Annotated in this window: 14 protein-coding genes; all 14 read right to left on the bottom strand. The window is 62.5% G+C overall.

Annotated elements, in window-relative coordinates; all coding sequences use genetic code 11:
• Window positions 1-127: 127 nt before the first annotated feature.
• Complete coding sequence (gene purH / locus BISU_RS08935; protein WP_404801778.1) at window positions 128-1792, bottom strand: bifunctional phosphoribosylaminoimidazolecarboxamide formyltransferase/IMP cyclohydrolase; 1665 nt, start codon at window positions 1790-1792, stop codon at window positions 128-130.
• Window positions 1737-3173, bottom strand: coding sequence for a cell division protein PerM (locus BISU_RS08930; protein WP_033503338.1), 1437 nt, complete (start codon window positions 3171-3173; stop codon window positions 1737-1739). The genes purH and BISU_RS08930 overlap by 56 nt, the downstream gene beginning before the upstream one ends.
• On the bottom strand, window positions 3170-4096 hold the full coding sequence (sucD, locus tag BISU_RS08925) for a succinate--CoA ligase subunit alpha (RefSeq protein WP_034533045.1): 927 nt from the start codon (window positions 4094-4096) through the stop codon (window positions 3170-3172). The genes BISU_RS08930 and sucD overlap by 4 nt, the downstream gene beginning before the upstream one ends.
• Entirely contained in the window at window positions 4093-5289 is a 1197-nt protein-coding gene (sucC, locus tag BISU_RS08920; RefSeq protein WP_024464496.1) for an ADP-forming succinate--CoA ligase subunit beta, read from the bottom strand. The genes sucD and sucC overlap by 4 nt, the downstream gene beginning before the upstream one ends.
• A gap of 122 nt (window positions 5290-5411) precedes the next feature.
• A complete protein-coding gene (locus tag BISU_RS08915; RefSeq protein WP_024464495.1) occupies window positions 5412-5993 on the bottom strand; it encodes an adenine phosphoribosyltransferase in 582 nt (193 codons plus the stop codon).
• Window positions 5994-6067: 74 nt separating this feature from the next.
• Window positions 6068-6553, bottom strand: a complete 486-nt coding sequence (locus BISU_RS08910; RefSeq protein WP_024464494.1) for a preprotein translocase subunit YajC — start codon at window positions 6551-6553, stop codon at window positions 6068-6070.
• A gap of 73 nt (window positions 6554-6626) precedes the next feature.
• On the bottom strand, window positions 6627-7694 hold the full coding sequence (gene ruvB, locus BISU_RS08905; RefSeq protein ID WP_033503360.1) for a Holliday junction branch migration DNA helicase RuvB: 1068 nt from the start codon (window positions 7692-7694) through the stop codon (window positions 6627-6629).
• Between the two features lie 41 nt (window positions 7695-7735).
• The gene (gene ruvA / locus BISU_RS08900) at window positions 7736-8353 is read right to left on the bottom strand and encodes a Holliday junction branch migration protein RuvA (RefSeq protein ID WP_024464492.1); all 618 of its coding nucleotides are present in this window, start codon (window positions 8351-8353) and stop codon (window positions 7736-7738) included.
• Window positions 8354-8437: 84 nt separating this feature from the next.
• The gene (gene ruvC / locus BISU_RS08895; RefSeq protein ID WP_024464491.1) at window positions 8438-9019 is read right to left on the bottom strand and encodes a crossover junction endodeoxyribonuclease RuvC; all 582 of its coding nucleotides are present in this window, start codon (window positions 9017-9019) and stop codon (window positions 8438-8440) included.
• Between the two features lie 7 nt (window positions 9020-9026).
• Window positions 9027-9779, bottom strand: a complete 753-nt coding sequence (locus tag BISU_RS08890; protein ID WP_034533043.1) for a YebC/PmpR family DNA-binding transcriptional regulator — start codon at window positions 9777-9779, stop codon at window positions 9027-9029.
• A gap of 54 nt (window positions 9780-9833) precedes the next feature.
• Window positions 9834-11036: a glycosyltransferase family 4 protein gene (locus tag BISU_RS08885; RefSeq protein WP_024464489.1), complete on the bottom strand. Its 1203-nt coding sequence runs from the start codon at window positions 11034-11036 to the stop codon at window positions 9834-9836.
• Window positions 11037-11069: 33 nt separating this feature from the next.
• Window positions 11070-12071, bottom strand: coding sequence for a phosphatidylinositol mannoside acyltransferase (locus BISU_RS08880; RefSeq protein ID WP_024464488.1), 1002 nt, complete (start codon window positions 12069-12071; stop codon window positions 11070-11072).
• A 74-nt stretch (window positions 12072-12145) separates the two neighbouring features.
• Window positions 12146-12817 carry a phosphatidylinositol phosphate synthase gene (pgsA, locus tag BISU_RS08875; protein ID WP_024464487.1) on the bottom strand — a complete coding sequence of 224 codons (672 nt, stop codon included), beginning with the start codon at window positions 12815-12817 and terminating at the stop codon, window positions 12146-12148.
• An 18-nt stretch (window positions 12818-12835) separates the two neighbouring features.
• Window positions 12836-14926 carry a threonine--tRNA ligase gene (thrS, locus tag BISU_RS08870; protein WP_024464486.1) on the bottom strand — a complete coding sequence of 697 codons (2091 nt, stop codon included), beginning with the start codon at window positions 14924-14926 and terminating at the stop codon, window positions 12836-12838.
• Window positions 14927-15135 lie beyond the last annotated feature (209 nt).

Below are 15135 nucleotides of genomic sequence, written 5' to 3'. Positions count from 1 at the left end.
TGCATAAGGCCTGTCCGCGAGGCATCAGTCTCGCGGACAGGCCTTATGCATTATTGCTCAGCGTCACTCAGGCAATACCTTGAGCGATCCGTATCGCACTTAGTTCCTTCTGCTCGGTTTCTTCTACTCAGTGGAAGAAGTGGCGGGTGCCGGTGACGTACATCGTCACATTCGCGGCTCTGGCGGCGGCGAACACTTCCTCGTCGCGGATGGAGCTGCCCGGCTGCACGATGGCCTTGACTCCGGCATCGATGAGCTTCTGGGCGCCATCGGCAAACGGGAAGAAGGCGTCGGATGCGGCGACTGCACCCGTGGCGCGGTCCGCGTTGTCGGCGAGCGTGTTGGCTCGGCGCACCGCTAGGTCACACGAGTCGACCCGGTTGACCTGACCCATGCCGATGCCGACCGTGGCCTCGTCGTGCGCGAGCAGGATCGCGTTCGATTTCACGCAGCGCACTGAACGCCATGCGAATGCCAAGTCGCGCAGCGTCTGCTCGTCCGCGGCCTCGCCGGCGACCAAGCGCCAGTTGGCGGGGTCGTCGCCTTCCGCGTCGATCAGATCGGTGGTCTGCAGCAGCACGCCGCCATCGATGGCCCGCATCTGGGTGCGCGCATGCGGCGGCTCGGCGACCTTCAAAATACGCAGATTCTTCTTCTTGGTCTGCAGGAGTTCCAGCGCTTCAGGCTCGTAATCCGGCGCGACGATGACCTCGGTGAAAATCGGCCGCACGCTGTTCGCCATATCCAGCGTGACTGTCGCGTTGGCGGCGATCACCCCGCCATAGGCGCTCATCGGGTCGCAGGCATGCGCCTTGCGATGCGCCTCGGCTACCGTCTCCCCCAGCGCCAGCCCGCAGGGATTGTTGTGCTTGGTGACGGCCACGGCGATGCGCGGCGCGAAGTCCCACACCGTGCGCCAAGCGGCGTCGGCATCGACATAGTTGTTGTAGCTCATCGGCTTGCCGCCGAGCTGGACCGCATGAGCGAAGCCGACCTGATCGAGCGGGTCGAGATACAGCGAGGCCTGCTGATGTGGGTTCTCGCCGTAGCGCAGCACATGCGCCCGATTCCAGGTACGCGTGAGCGTCGCCGGCATGAGTTTCTCATCGATTGCGTCCGCGCCGTCAGCAGCAGTCTCAGCAGCCTCGGAGTCGTTGGCTTCCGACACCGGCGATACGCTGGCCGGTTTGATCCAGCGCTGGGACGTCCATTCCGTGATCGTCGCGTCATAGGACGCAGTGTGGGCAAAAGCCTTGGCCGCAAGCCAGCGACGCTCCTCCAAGCTGAAGCCCTGACCGTCCGCGACCCGCTGCGCGACCAGCGCATAATCCGCGGGATCGGTGATCACGGCAACGCTAGCGCTGTTCTTGGCCGCTCCTCGTACCATTGACGGCCCGCCGATGTCGATCTTCTCGATGGTGTCGGCCTCGTTCGCACCCGAACGCACGGTGTCGGCGAAGGGATACAGGTTCACGACGACCAGATCGAAGGCCGCGATGCCGAGCTGCTCAAGCTGTTCGACGTGATCGGGGTTGGTCATGTCGGCGAGGATGCCGGCGTGGATATGCGGGTCGAGCGTCTTGACCCGGCCATCGAGGCTTTCCGGGAAGCCCGTGACCTCGCTGACCTCAGTGACGTTGACGCCCAGCGACGCAAGCGTTTTGGCCGTGGAGCCGGTGGACACCACTTCGGTTCCGGCCTTGACGAAGGCCTGAGCCAGCGTTTCCAGGCCTTCCTTATGGAAGACGGATACCAGAGCCCGTCGTATCGGTCGATGTGTTGTCGTCATCATGGTCCTCCTTGGGTTTGGTCATCGAGCTGATGACACGTGTTGATGGTGCGTCGGCAGCCGTTTCTGCGTCGCTGTCGGCGCTTGTCGAGCCAGCTGCTGCATCAGTCGGCGCGAGCTGTTCACGATGTCGAGCGAACACCGTGCGCACGGCGAAAACGCCGGAGACCACGACAAGCGCTGCGACCCAGGCTACGAACAGGCCCAATGCGCTCGGCCGGCCTACAGACTGCGTGGAGTCCGCGATATCGACGCCGACATGGGCCAGCCGCTGGCGGCCCAGCGATCCGTTCGACAGCAGAAACAGCAGCGTCATGCCCAGCGCCACGATCACGCTGGCCAGGCAGAAGCTCCCGGCGGCGTATGCAAAACGGAAAAGCGTGCTGCGAAGGTCACGGTTGGCCGCTTCGCCTTCGGTCTTGCCCGTACCGTTCACGTCAGCAAATCTGATCGCGAAGCCGCGGTGCAACAGCAGCGCGAGGGAGCCGACTATGAATCCCGACGCCATCGGAATAGACACCAGCACGATGCGCCAGGTTGCGTTATTCACCGGTTCGGGCAGCAGCGCGAACGCCGGCAGCGGCGGCAGACCGGACGAACGACCGGTCCACAAGCTGAATGTGGCCAGGTCTCCGATGGAGAAGCCCGATCCGAACAGCCACGAAATCGCCCAGATGCAGATATTAGGCAACCAAGCAAGCGAACAGATGGTGGTGAGAACCTTCGAGCCGGATTGCATGCCGGTGAGGTCGAACAGGCGGAGCATCGCTCCGTGCCCACGCACCGTCCAGATCACGGTCGTGACGAAACCGGCCAGCACATAGCAGGCGAGAAGCGTCCCGCCGATAACCAGTCCAGTGCTCGAAGCGGTACGCAAAGGCGCGGAAGCACGCGAGCGAACAGCGGCAACGACAGTCCCCCATATTCCGCTGGCGGGCAATGCCGCATTGGCAAAGCCTAGGGTGAACACCACAAGCGTTTTGGCGCAGATCAGCCAGATCGAATCCAGCAGACCGACGGTGACTCCTTGCGCGAGAATCGCGTTCAGCGTCACCCATGAAATCGCGCCGGCGCAATACGCTTCCCACGAGGAGCAGCTGAACCTCAGCGTCAACGAACGAATCAGCGCGATAAGCAGCAGGGTCAGCAGCAACGGTATGATCGTCAGCTTTATCGAGCCGGCTTCGAATCCCACGCCTTGGCTGAGCAGCACGATCGCCTCGCTCAATGGTATGGAGAGCTGCGAGAGGTTGTCGCCGCCCTCCTCCATCGAGATGACGAGCAGCGTCAACGCCATGAAGAACCCCAATGAAATGGAGTATATGGCGATGGAGACCAGCGCCGCGCCGGCCCCATTCAACCACTGCCTAGGACGTATCGTCATGCCAGGGAACGCGCAGCCAATGTCTCGCGCATGATCTGCGCGGTCTGTCCCGGCGTTCTGCCGACGGGAATGCCGACGGCTTCGAGCGCGTCCTTCTTGTCTTGGGCGGTCCCTTTGCCGCCGGAGACGATGGCTCCGGCATGGCCCATCTGCTTGCCTTCGGGGGCTGTGAAGCCCGCGATATAGGCTACGACGGGCTTGCTCATATGCTTTGCGGCCCAAGCGGCGGCGTCCTGTTCGGCGTTGCCGCCGATCTCGCCGATCATCACCACGGCCTTCGTCTCCTCGTCCTGCTCGAAAGCTTCCAAGGCCTCCTGCAGCGTCGTGCCTACGATGGGGTCTCCTCCGGCGCCGAGGCATGCGGTGAAGCCGATGTCGGCGAGCTCGCCCATAAGCTGGTAGGTGAGCGTGCCGGATTTGGAGACCAGTCCCAACGGGCCGCGCTTGACGATGCCATCGGGGATGATGCCCAGATTCACGCCGAGCTGCGTAGCGTCCTTGGCGAACGTAGCCAGTCCAGGGCAGTTAGGGCCGACGACGCGCACGCCTTTGCGCAGCGCCAACTCGACGAAGTAGGCGGTATCCGATACCGGGATGCCTTCGGTGATGACAACGATCAGCCCAATGCCCGCCTCAATCGCCTCGACGACCGCGTCCTTGGCGAATCTCGGCGGCACGAAGACCACGCTCGCCTTGGCTCCGGTGGCCTCAAGCGCCTCATCGCATGAGGCGTATACGGGTATCTCGACCTGTGCGGCGTCAGCGTTCTTCGTGAAGGAGACTGTGGTGCCGGCCTTGCGCGGATTGACGCCGCCAACGATATTCGTTCCGGCCTGGAGCATGCGCGCGGTATGCGTCATGCCCTGATGCCCGGTCATGCCTTGCACGATGACCGGTGCGCCATTCTCGATGAATGCGTTCATCGACGTGCCTCCTTGACGGTTGAAGCGAGCTCGGCGGCGACCTGCGCGGCCTGTTCCATCGTATCGCACACGCGCACGTTCGCGTTGCCGGCCTCACGCAGAATGCGCAGTCCCTCGCTCGCGGCATTGCCGTCGAAGCGCACAACGATGGGCTTGGAGGATCCCAGCGCCTCCAAGGCGCCGAGAATGCCGTCGGCCACCTGCTCGCAGGAGGTGATGCCGCCGTAGACATTGATGAAGACTGATTCGACCTGCGGGTCGGAAAGCACGATATGCAGGCTTTCGCTCATGACTTCGGCCGAGGCCCCTCCCCCGATGTCGAGGAAGTTGGCGGGCTTGATCCCCGTATGCTGATCCTCCCCGGCTCCGGAAACGGCGTCGAGCGAGCTCATGACCAAGCCCGCCCCGTTGCCGATGACCCCGACCTCGCCAGTCAAGTGGACATAGTGCAGGCCGTGCTCGCGGGCACGCTGCTCGAAGGGATCGGACTGATGCGGATCGGTGAAGCGCGTCCAGCCATCGTGGCGGAACGCGGCATTGTCGTCCAGCGAGATCTTGGCGTCCAAGGCGCACAATGACTTGGAGGATTCGTCGTCCGGATCGCCTATTTTGGCGAGCGGATTGATCTCGACCAGCGTGGCGTCATTCTCCTTGAAGCAGCGCCACATCTTGAGCAGCACCTGCGCGGCCTGATCCACATCGGCATGGTAGAAGCCGATGCTCTGCGCCATCGCCGTGGCGGCGTCAAGGTCGAAATCGTCGAGCGCATTGATATGCAGCCGTTTGACGGACTCGGGCTGCTCGCGGGCGATCTGCTCGACCTCGGTGCCGCCGTTGGCTGTGGCCAGCACATCGAAATCGCGCGAAGCACGGTCAAGCGATATCGAAACGTAATATTCGTGCAGAATATTCGCGGCCTGCGCTACGAGCACGCCGCTGGTCTTGTGGCCATGGATGCTCATCGGGAAAATCTGCTCGGCCGTGAGAATCGCCTCGTCGCGATTCCGCGCCACCTTGATGCCGCCTGCCTGACCGCGATGACCGATTTTGACCTGCGCCTTGATCACGCAGGGATAGCCTATCTCGTCTGCAGCCAGAGCGACTTCGTGCGAATTTTGAGCGAAAATTGCACGCGGCGTAGGGATGGACTGCTCGTCAAGCAATTCCCTGGCCTGGTATTCATAGAGATCCATAAACCGAAAAACCTTTCCTCTTCAACAAAGTTGTATGCGCTGGCACTGTGTGAGCCGTGCGTAGGCGCCCGGCGGCCGCGTGCGCCGACTGCCTGCTCTAGGCATGCAGCCGGCGCACGGCATCAGGCGGGCATGGTGACTAGCGCACTGGCAGGATACGACCCCAGCGAAGCACGCCCGCCAAGTCCCTGAAGCTCCATCACGAAGCTGAATCCCGCGACCTTGCCGCCGCATTTCTCGACAAGATGCGCCGCCGCATTGGCGCTGCCGCCTGTGGCGATCAGATCGTCGACGATAAGCACGCGTTCGTTAGAGGAAATCGCGTTGGTTTCGACTTCGACGCTTTCCTGCCCGTATTCGAGCGTGTATTGCTCGCTGATGGTTTCAGGAGGCAGCTTGCCGGTTTTGCGCAGCGCTATGAATCCTTTGCCCAGCGAAGCGGCCAAGGCCGGGCCGAACAGGAAGCCGCGGGCCTCGAGCCCTGCGACGCTGTCGAAGTCCCGCGCCGCTACGGGAAGCGCGAGCTTCAGCGCTTTCAGCAGCGTCGCCAAACCTTTGGGATCGGCGAGAACCGGCATGAAATCACGGAACAGAACGTTCTTGTTGGGAAATCCGGGAATCGTGCGAATCAGCGAAAGGACGTATTCAGCGTCCGCGCTCCCCACGCATTCAAGCTGGTCGATGCTGATGTCAGATGATGTCATGCCGGAGTCCTGCCGCCTTGTTCGAATGCCGTCCAACGATAATTGCCCTATATGCGCTGATTGACACGTTCACGCTACTTCGCGGACGCCCCCTCGGCTGCCTCGTCACTGCTCTCGTCGACGGCAGTCTCTTCCACGCTGGCTTCAGGCCGCGCGGCATCCTGTGCATAAGCGTCGTCCTGCACGGGCGTGTCCTGCGCGCCATCGGAGATCTCACCATACGCGGCCTGCGCCTCGCCGGTGTCCTCCTGGGGCAACGGGTTGCCGTTCTCGTCCACTTCATCGTCATCGACGAAGGCCGGACGCGTGTAGGTCTTGTTGACGGCAGAGGCCTTGAATCGCAGCAGACTGCCTTCGGAGTCGATCACGATCTCCTCATACTTCGTGTCCACGGACACGACTTTGCCGATCACGCCGCCGATGGTAACGACCTCGGTGCCTGGCGCCAGATTCTCGCGGAAGTTCTGCACTTCGGCCTGCTGCTGCTTGGCTTTCTTGGATTGCCACCACATCATGCCACCCATGAGGACGATGAGAACAATAGGTAAGATCAACTGCATGACAGGGGTCTCCTAACATAGCGGGCGCGCTGTGCGCCCGGATAACAATGGATAGATGTCCAAACAACAGATTTTAGAATAGCTTGCTGACATCATCGCGTGGCGTCAGCCCCAGGTGCTCCCAGGCCTTGGTCGTGGCGACGCGGCCTTTGGGCGTGCGGATGAGGAAGCCTTCGCGCACCAGATACGGCTCGCATACCGTTTCCACGGTCTCCGCCTCTTCGCCGACCATCGCCGCGAGGTTGTTCAGGCCCACAGGACCGCCGTTGAAGCTTTTTACGACGGCGTGGAGCACCGCGAGATCAAGACGATCCAAGCCTTCCGAATCGATCTGATACAGCGCCAGCGCCTCGCGCACCGCGTCGGGACGCACAATGTCGAGATCATGCACGGTCGCCCAGTCCCGCACGCGACGCAGCAAGCGGTTGGCGATGCGCGGCGTGCCTCGCGACCGCAAGGAAAGCTCTTGCGCCGAGCCGTCTCCCAGCATGACGCCAAGCACTGCCGCCGAGCGTTCGACGAGCTTCTCAAGCTCCTCGCGCGGATAGAAATCGAGGTGCGCGGTGAAGCCGAAACGGGCCCGCAGCGGCGAGGGCAGCATGCCTTCGCGCGTAGTAGCGCCAATCACCGTAAAGCGCGGCAGGGTCAGCGGGATCGAAGAGGCGCCCGGGCCTTTGCCCACCATCACGTCGACGCGGAAATCCTCCATAGCAATGTACAGCAGCTCCTCCGCCGCGCGTGGCAGGCGATGGATCTCATCGATGAACAGCACCTCGCCGGCATCCAAAGAGCTCAGGATCGATGCCAGATCGCCAGCATGCTGGATGGCGGGACCCGACGTCACGCGAATCGGCACGCCGAGCTCGTTCGCCGTGATCATCGCAAGCGTGGTCTTGCCCAATCCCGGAGGACCGGACATCAGAATATGGTCGGGCGGCACCTCGCGTTTGCGTGCGGCGTCGAGAAAAAGCTGCAGCTGGGCCTTGAGCCGAGGCTGGCCGATGAAGCCGTCCAGAACCTGCGGCCGCAGCTCTTCGTCGCTGACCGGCTCGTTGCCGATCGGCTGCGAGGAGACCATGCGCAGCGATTCCTCGCCGGCTCCCTCGTTGACTTGCTCATTGCCCGGGCCTGCACCATTCATGGCGGTCATGCCGGTTGCCGTATTGCCTGTCATGGCGTGGTTCACCTTCCCCGATCCAGTGCGGCCAAGGCCAACTTGAGCACGCGCGGTACTTCGTCCCCGGCAAGCGGCGTCGCGATGTCATTGTCTGCGCATGCCTTGCGCACCGCGTCTTCGGCGTCCTGCGCACGCCATCCCAGCGAGATCAGTCCCTCGACCACCTGCAGCGTCCCGGTGTCGGCTCGCGCTGCCGCAGTCGAAGGCTTCCCTTCGATTTGCGTGAGATCAATCGAGCCCTTGAGCTCCAGAATGATCTTCTGCGCACCTTTCTTGCCTAGACCGGGCGCCTTGGCCAGCGCTGCCGCGTCGCCGTCCGCCACTGCTCGTGCAAGCTTGTCGGGAGACAGGGTGGAAAGCAGCGAAAGCGCTACTTTAGGACCGATACCGCTGACCTTCTGCAGCTGCATGAACATGCGTTTGGAGGCCTGCGCAAGAAAGCCGAACAGGGTGATCGCGTCCTGCGAGACATTGAGCGACGTGAAGACCTTCACCTCCTGGCCGGCGTGCAGCGCCGAAAGATCGGCGGACGGCATGCGGGCCTCGAATCCGATGCCGCCGGCCATGATGAGCGCGGCGTCGGAGTCTATGGCCTCGACCCGGCCTTCGAGCATTCCTATCATGACGATCCCCTATCGGTCGCAGCGGTCAGCGGTCGGAAACATTACCATGCTCAAACATCTCATATTCGAACATCCGTTCGAAGTCTACATGCCCCGGTCGACGCTATGCCGACGCTGCGCGTTGTGCGAGGCTTCGGCCCATTGCCGCTGCGCCGTCGTGAGATGCTGTTCGCGTTCGCCGCCTTCAAGCGCCCCGGCGGGCCGCAGGGCATGGCAGATCGCCTGCGCCAACGCGTCTGCGGCGTCGGCGGGCTTCGGCATCGTATTGAGGTTCAGGATATGGGCCACCATGCGCTCGATCTGGATTTTCTCGGCGCGCCCGTTGCCGGTGATCGCCAGCTTGACTTCGGTCGGCGTGTGCAGCGCGACCGGAATGCCGCGCTGTGCGGCTGCGAGCATGGCCATGCCGGCCGCTTGCGCGGTGCCAAGCACGGTGTTTCGATTTTCCTGGGCGAACACACGTTCGATGGAAACGGTGTCAGGCGCGAATCGTTCGATTTTGGCGCACAGGCCGTTGTAGATGGTCAGCAGCCTCAGATCCTGCGAAGTGTGCGGATCGGAGCGCACGACATCGACGTGAATAAAGGAAAGCCGGCGGGATGCGCCGGCTTCGATCACGCCGACCCCGCAGCGCGTGAGCCCGGGGTCGACACCAAGTATGATCACGGGGGTCTTACTCCTCGTCGAGCTGGGCCATCACCTCGTCCGAAGCGGTCCAGTTGCTGTAGATGTTCTGCACGTCGTCGAGGTCGTCAAGATTGTCGATGAGGCGCGACACCTTGCGCGCATCGTCCACGTCCAGCTCGATCTCGGTCTTCGGGTTCATGACCAGATCGGCGGAATCATAGTCGATTCCCGCGTCCTGCAGCGCCTTGCGCACCGTGATCATGTCACCCGGATCGGTGATGACCGTGTAGACCTCGTCCTCATCGCTCACGTCCTCGGCCCCCGCTTCGGCGGCGATCTCAAAAAGATTGTCGAAGTCGACGCCTTCGGACGGGACCACGATCTGGCCCTTGCGCTCGAAGTTGAAGCTCACCGAACCGCTGGTGGCCAGCGAGCCGTTGGCCTTGGTCAGCGTCGAGCGCACTTCGGCGGCGGCGCGGTTGCGGTTGTCGGTCAGGCATTCGATGATGACGCCGACGGCGGGCGCGTAGCCTTCGTAGACGATGTTCTCGTAATTGGCGGCTCCCGCTTCCTCGCCGGAGCCGCGCTTGACCGCACGCTTGATGTTGTCGGCGGGCATGGAGTTCTTCTTGGCCTTGACGATGGCATCATAGAGCGTGGGGTTGCCGTCGGGATCGCCCCCGCCCATGCGGGCCGCGATTTCGATGTTCTTGATCAGCTTGGCGAACAGCTTTCCGCGCTTGGCGTCGATGGCCGCCTTCTTGTGCTTGGTCGTCGCCCATTTGGAATGCCCTGACATAATACTCCTCAGCAGCTATGCGAATACGTTAAACGTTGTGATTCTAATGCAATTTCACGACAAAGCCCGTGCGTAAACCTCAAGCACGCGATCTGCGACGCTCGCCCAGTCGTACTGTCGAGAGCGCTGCGAGCCACGTGAGCGCAGCCGTTCGCGCAGCGAGGAATCCGCGAGGACTTCGCATACCGAGCGTGCGCAGTCCTCGCCGACGCCGTTCTCGAACAGCGCCGCGGCGTCGCCATTAGCGGCCACTGCGCGGAAAGCGTCGAGGTCGGAGGCCACGACGGGGCATGAGGCCGCCATCGCCTCGGCCAGCACGATGCCGAAGCTCTCTCCGCCGGTCTGCGGGGCGACATAGACGCTGAGCGAACGGTAGAATCGTGCTTTCTCCTCGTCGCTGATGCGTCCGAGGAGCTCGCAATGCCGGGCAAGCTGCCCGCTGGGATCGGCCTTGCTCAGAATTCTGCGGCCGTCGGCCTCGCCGTCGCCCGCGCAGAGGAAACGGGCGCGGGGGTACGTATGAAGAATATGCTTTGCGGCCTGCGCGAAGACTTTGAAGCCCTTGCGCTCATCGCCCATGCGCCCTAGGAAGCCGATGGTGGGGTTCGATTCGGTCCCGGCCCAACGCGGATCGGCGTCGGCGTCGGCGAAGAAATCACGTTTGATGCCGTTGGGGATGACATGCGTCGCAACATGCTCGGGAAGGTAATGCTCCGCCGTGGCGAGGGCTGCCGGGCTGACGCATATCGCCTCGGACAATGGTCCGAGATAGCGGCGCAGATGCGGCTCGAAGAATCGCAGCGCCCGAGGATACGCGTTGAAGGCTGCATGGAAAGTGCCGACCATCGGCGGATGCCGCTTCATCGTCAGCGGCTTGTGGCTCAGGGACGGGGCCTCGGGTTCATGCAGGTGCAGAATGTCGAAATGCCCCTGCCGTACCCAACGCCTCGTGCGCAGTCCGACGACTCCGAAATAGCTCAGTTGCGCCACCGAACCGTTGTAATGAATGGAAAACGAGCTGTCGTTCGTCTGCACCCATAGCGGCATGCCGCTGGTTCGCCGGCCCGGGGCGAGCACTTCGACGCGATGTCCCCGCGCCATGAGCTCCTTCGCGAAGTCACGGATATGAAACTGCACGCCGCCAGGGGTCTCGAACGAATACGGCGAGATGATGCCGATGTTGAGCTTGCGTCCATGCAAAGGATCCTCGTGCCCTGCAACGGCTGCGTCTACTTGTGATTCAGGCATATCTGGCATTGTCGCACGGCTGCCGGAGTTTGTCATATCGACTCAGACAGCCGCTGTCTTGATTCTGGCGAGTATATCCTGCGGCACATCGCTCAGGCGCGAGGGATCAAGATCCTCAAGGAAGATCGGCTGCAGCATATGCCAGTCCTCGGGATGCCGGGCGATTTGCGCGGACCACACGTCGACCCAGTCCTGGCTGATGGCCCGAATCGCCTGCTCGCGCGGCAGCGAGCGATAGCGTTCGATGTCGACAGGCCCTTCGATGCGGCACACATAGCCATAGCGCGACCCGGCTTGACGCCGTCGGTCGCCATGCAGCGGCTCGCGGAACACGTTGGCTACGTAGAGCGGCAGCCCGGTGTCCAAAGCCAGAATGGCAGGGCCTCGCGCGACGCGGATAATGGAGCCGAAAGCCTCGACGAATTCGCCATGGCGGCTCAGATCGCGATCCGCGAGCAGAGCGACGAGCACATTGGGCTTGCCGAGCGAATCCTTGAGCTGCGCGGTGAGACCCTTCTGGCCTGTCAGCACCACCCGGATGCCGAGCAGCTCGCGGATATGCACGAATGCATCAAGCAGCTTCCGATCGCCCAATCGCTCGGCTACGGCTGTGACCGGAGCGAGGTCGTGGTGCGCCCAGAATCCGGCGTAGTCCCAGTTGCCCTGATGCCCAAGTGCCAACGGTGCCGAACCGGTGGAATCGTGCACATACGCGATCAGGCTTTGCAGACCCGGCCCGTCGCCGCGCACGCGGGCATGCAACTGCTGCTCGCTGCGCGCGCCCACGGTCATGGCCTCGGAGAAATAGCTGAAGTACGAGCGCATGCCGCGACGCGAAATCCGCCGTACATGACGCTGCGACATCAGGTTGCCATTCGTCTGATTCGTGCCCAGTACATGGCGCAGATTGCGCTCCAGTTGGCGCACTCCCCCAATGCCAAGCAGCCAGCAGACGTCGGCTGTGCACGCGAACAGACCGCGCAGCAGCGGTTCTGGTATGAATCGCGCATGGCGGGCTATGCCGATAAGAACGCTGTTAAGCATGCTGATTTTCCTTGGGAGCGATCAGTCAATCCTGCGGTATTCGTGCCCCGCGCCGAAGCGAGGAGCCGCGCATCTCAATGATTCAGTGACCCTGCAGGCTCGCAGGCAGCCATCTGCTTGCGCACCTCGTGGATGCGCTGGAAGACGGTGATTGTGCCAAGCACCGCAAGCAGCACCATGAAGGCCATAAGCCACAAGCCGTTGCGGAACAGCCCGGTCAGGAACATGCCCACAAGGATGATGACCAATCGATCCGAGCGCGTGGCGATGCCATTTTTGGCCTCGTAGCCCACTGATTCGGCGCGGGCGCGGGCATACGAGGTCACGAAAGAAGTCATAACAGCGTAGAGGGCGCAACCGATGCCGACATAGCTCACGTAGTCAGGCGAGGACGCCGACGCTGCGTGATACCACCAGTCGCTGTGCAGGTAGAAGAACAACATGACGGCAACGAGCACCGCCCAGTCGGCGATGCGATCGAGCGTGGAATCCAGGAAGGCGCCGAATTTCGTGCCGCCGGTCGTGATGGCCGCCACCGACCCGTCAAGCGAATCGAAGATGACCAGCACCGTCAGCACGAGCGTGCCCGGCACTATCCAGCCGGTGATGCCGGTGACGACGGCCACGATGATCGTGCCGACGGCGCCGACTACCGTGACCATGTCGGCCGTGACGCCGAGACGCACCAATCCGCGCGCTATCGGGGCTATGACCTTCTTGAAAGGTCCGCGTAGTTTTTCGAACATGTCGTGCTGAACCCGGCCTTAGTCGAGCGCTGCAGAGGCTGCTGCGGGAATCTCTGCGGAGGTCGCCGAGGAGGCCGCGGCGGAAGTAGCTGCAGCGAAATCGTCGGCGGAGTTGACCTGGACTCGCGAGCTGATAACCCCAAGAATCCACGCCTTGGCCTGCTCCAGCGGCACGCCGTTGAGCTGGCTGCCGTCGCGGAAGCGGAAGCTCACGGCATTCTTCGACACGTCCTCGCTGCCGGCGATCAGGGTGAACGGCACCTTCGATTTGGAGGCGTTGCGGATCTTCTTGCCGAAGCGATCGTCGGAGCGGTCGAGTTCGCAGCGCACGAGGTTGTCTTCCAAATCCTGAATGAACGCTTCGAGATGTGGCGTGAACTCGTCGGCCACCGGGATGCCGGTCACCTGCACCGGAGCGAGCCAGACGGGGAATGCGCCTGCGTAATGCTCAAGCAGGATGGCGAAGAAGCGCTCGATGGAGCCGAATAGGGCGCGGTGAATCATCACCGGACGCTGATGCGAGCCGTCGGCGGCGATGTACTCAAGCCCGAAGCGCTCGGGCAGATTGAAGTCGAGCTGAATGGTGGACACCTGCCAGGTGCGGCCGATGGCGTCACGCGCCTGCACCGAGATCTTCGGCCCGTAGAAGGCCGCTCCGCCCGGATCGTCGACGAGTTCGAGGCCGGAATCCTTGGCGACCTCGGCCAGCGTGCTGGTGGCCTCCTCCCACACTTCGTCAGAGCCGACGAACTTGTGCGGGTCCTTGGTGCTCAGCTCAAGGTAGAAGTCGTTGAGGCCGAAGTCCTTGAGCAGCCCCAGCACGAAGGTCAGCAGACTGGTCAGCTCGCCCTTCATCTGCTCGCGCGTGCAATAGATATGCGAATCGTCCTGAGTCAGGCCGCGCACGCGGGTCAGGCCATGCACCACGCCGGACTTCTCGTAGCGGTACACCGTGCCGAACTCGAAGAGGCGCAAGGGCAGCTCGCGGTAGGAGCGCTGGCGGGACTTGAAAATCAGGTTGTGCATCGGGCAGTTCATGGGCTTCAGGTAGTAATCCAAGCCCTGCTTGGTGACGTTGCCCTGCTCGTCGCGCTCCTCGTCCAAGCGCATCGGCGGGAACATGCCGTCCTTGTACCACTGCAGATGCCCGGAGATCTCATAGAGATGGCCCTTGGTGATGTGCGGGGTCTGCACGAAGCTGTAATGATGCTTGCGATGCTGCTCGCGCGAGTAGTCCTCCATCGCGTTGATGATCGCCGCGCCCTTGGGGTGGAAGACGGCCAGTCCCGGCCCGATCTCCTCGGGGAAGGAGAACAGATCCATCTCCTGGCCGAGCTTGCGGTGATCGCGCTTGGCGGCCTCCTCCATGCGGCTGGCGTAGGCCTTGAGCTCATCCTTGGTCGGCCATGCGGTGCCGTAGATGCGCTGCAGCATCTTGTTGTGCTCGTCGCCCAGCCAGTAGGCGGCGGCGGTACGTTCGAGCTTGAAGGCCTTGATGTAGCGCGTGTTCGGCAGGTGCGGGCCACGGCACAGGTCCTTCCAGACTGTGGTGCCATTGCGGTCGACGTTGTCGTACATGCTCAGCTCGCCGGTGGACACCTCGGTGGAGGCCTCCTCGTCGATTTCGGCTTCCTTCTTGCCGATGAGTTGCAGTTTGTACGGCTGGTCCTGCTCTTCCGCGCGCGCTTCGTCCTCGCTCACCACGCGACGGCGGAAGGACTGCGACTGCTTGATGATGCGCTGCATGCGCTTCTCGATATCCTTGAGATCCTCGGGCGTGAACGGCTCGTCCACGTCGAAGTCGTAGTAGAAGCCGTTATCGATCACCGGGCCGATGCCGAGCTTGGCGTCCGGGCGAATCTCCTGCACGGCCTGCGCCATGACGTGCGTCGCCGAATGGCGCATGATGGCAAGCCCGTCGGGGCTGTCCAGCGCAATCGGCTCCACGCTGTCGCCGTCCTTCAGCGGCGTGTACAGGTCGCGGGGCTGGCCGTTGAGGCGCACGGCGATGATGTTCTTGTCATCTTCGAAGAGCTGGACGCCGGTGTCGCTTGACTTCACCTCCTTCGCTTCGCCATTGAGTGTGATGGAGATGATCTGATCCGACATAGGAGGTCCTTTGCTATCGGGGCCCGCGTTACTAAGGTGCAGGCCTGGACTATGAGTCAACAGAGTCACACACTATGAGTGCGACGGGACAACTGGGGCGGCGTGCGCGAAATATGCGAAGGCCGGCCTCGTTAGGTGCTGATTCGTCATCGATTGTTTTCGACATGCGAGGCATACGAATGGTCGCTCAGGTAGCCCTGTCGTTATGA

Origin of the sequence: Bifidobacterium subtile, from assembly GCF_000741775.1 — a bacterium.
Classification (GTDB): domain Bacteria; phylum Actinomycetota; class Actinomycetes; order Actinomycetales; family Bifidobacteriaceae; genus Bifidobacterium; species Bifidobacterium subtile.
The sequence above is the reverse complement of the archived record's forward strand: the minus strand, read 5'-3'. Positions and strand labels throughout refer to the sequence as shown.

Coding starts and splice junctions, on each gene's coding strand:
- purH (WP_404801778.1), bottom strand. CDS start 1,792: ATGATGACGACAACACATCGACCGATACGACGGGCTCTGGTATCCGTC.
- BISU_RS08930 (WP_033503338.1), bottom strand. CDS start 3,173: ATGACGATACGTCCTAGGCAGTGGTTGAATGGGGCCGGCGCGGCGCTG.
- sucD (WP_034533045.1), bottom strand. CDS start 4,096: ATGAACGCATTCATCGAGAATGGCGCACCGGTCATCGTGCAAGGCATG.
- sucC (WP_024464496.1), bottom strand. CDS start 5,289: ATGGATCTCTATGAATACCAGGCCAGGGAATTGCTTGACGAGCAGTCC.
- BISU_RS08915 (WP_024464495.1), bottom strand. CDS start 5,993: ATGACATCATCTGACATCAGCATCGACCAGCTTGAATGCGTGGGGAGC.
- BISU_RS08910 (WP_024464494.1), bottom strand. CDS start 6,553: ATGCAGTTGATCTTACCTATTGTTCTCATCGTCCTCATGGGTGGCATG.
- ruvB (WP_033503360.1), bottom strand. CDS start 7,694: ATGAATGGTGCAGGCCCGGGCAATGAGCAAGTCAACGAGGGAGCCGGC.
- ruvA (WP_024464492.1), bottom strand. CDS start 8,353: ATGATAGGAATGCTCGAAGGCCGGGTCGAGGCCATAGACTCCGACGCC.
- BISU_RS08890 (WP_034533043.1), bottom strand. CDS start 9,779: ATGTCAGGGCATTCCAAATGGGCGACGACCAAGCACAAGAAGGCGGCC.
- BISU_RS08885 (WP_024464489.1), bottom strand. CDS start 11,036: ATGCCAGATATGCCTGAATCACAAGTAGACGCAGCCGTTGCAGGGCAC.
- BISU_RS08880 (WP_024464488.1), bottom strand. CDS start 12,071: ATGCTTAACAGCGTTCTTATCGGCATAGCCCGCCATGCGCGATTCATA.
- pgsA (WP_024464487.1), bottom strand. CDS start 12,817: ATGTTCGAAAAACTACGCGGACCTTTCAAGAAGGTCATAGCCCCGATA.
- thrS (WP_024464486.1), bottom strand. CDS start 14,926: ATGTCGGATCAGATCATCTCCATCACACTCAATGGCGAAGCGAAGGAG.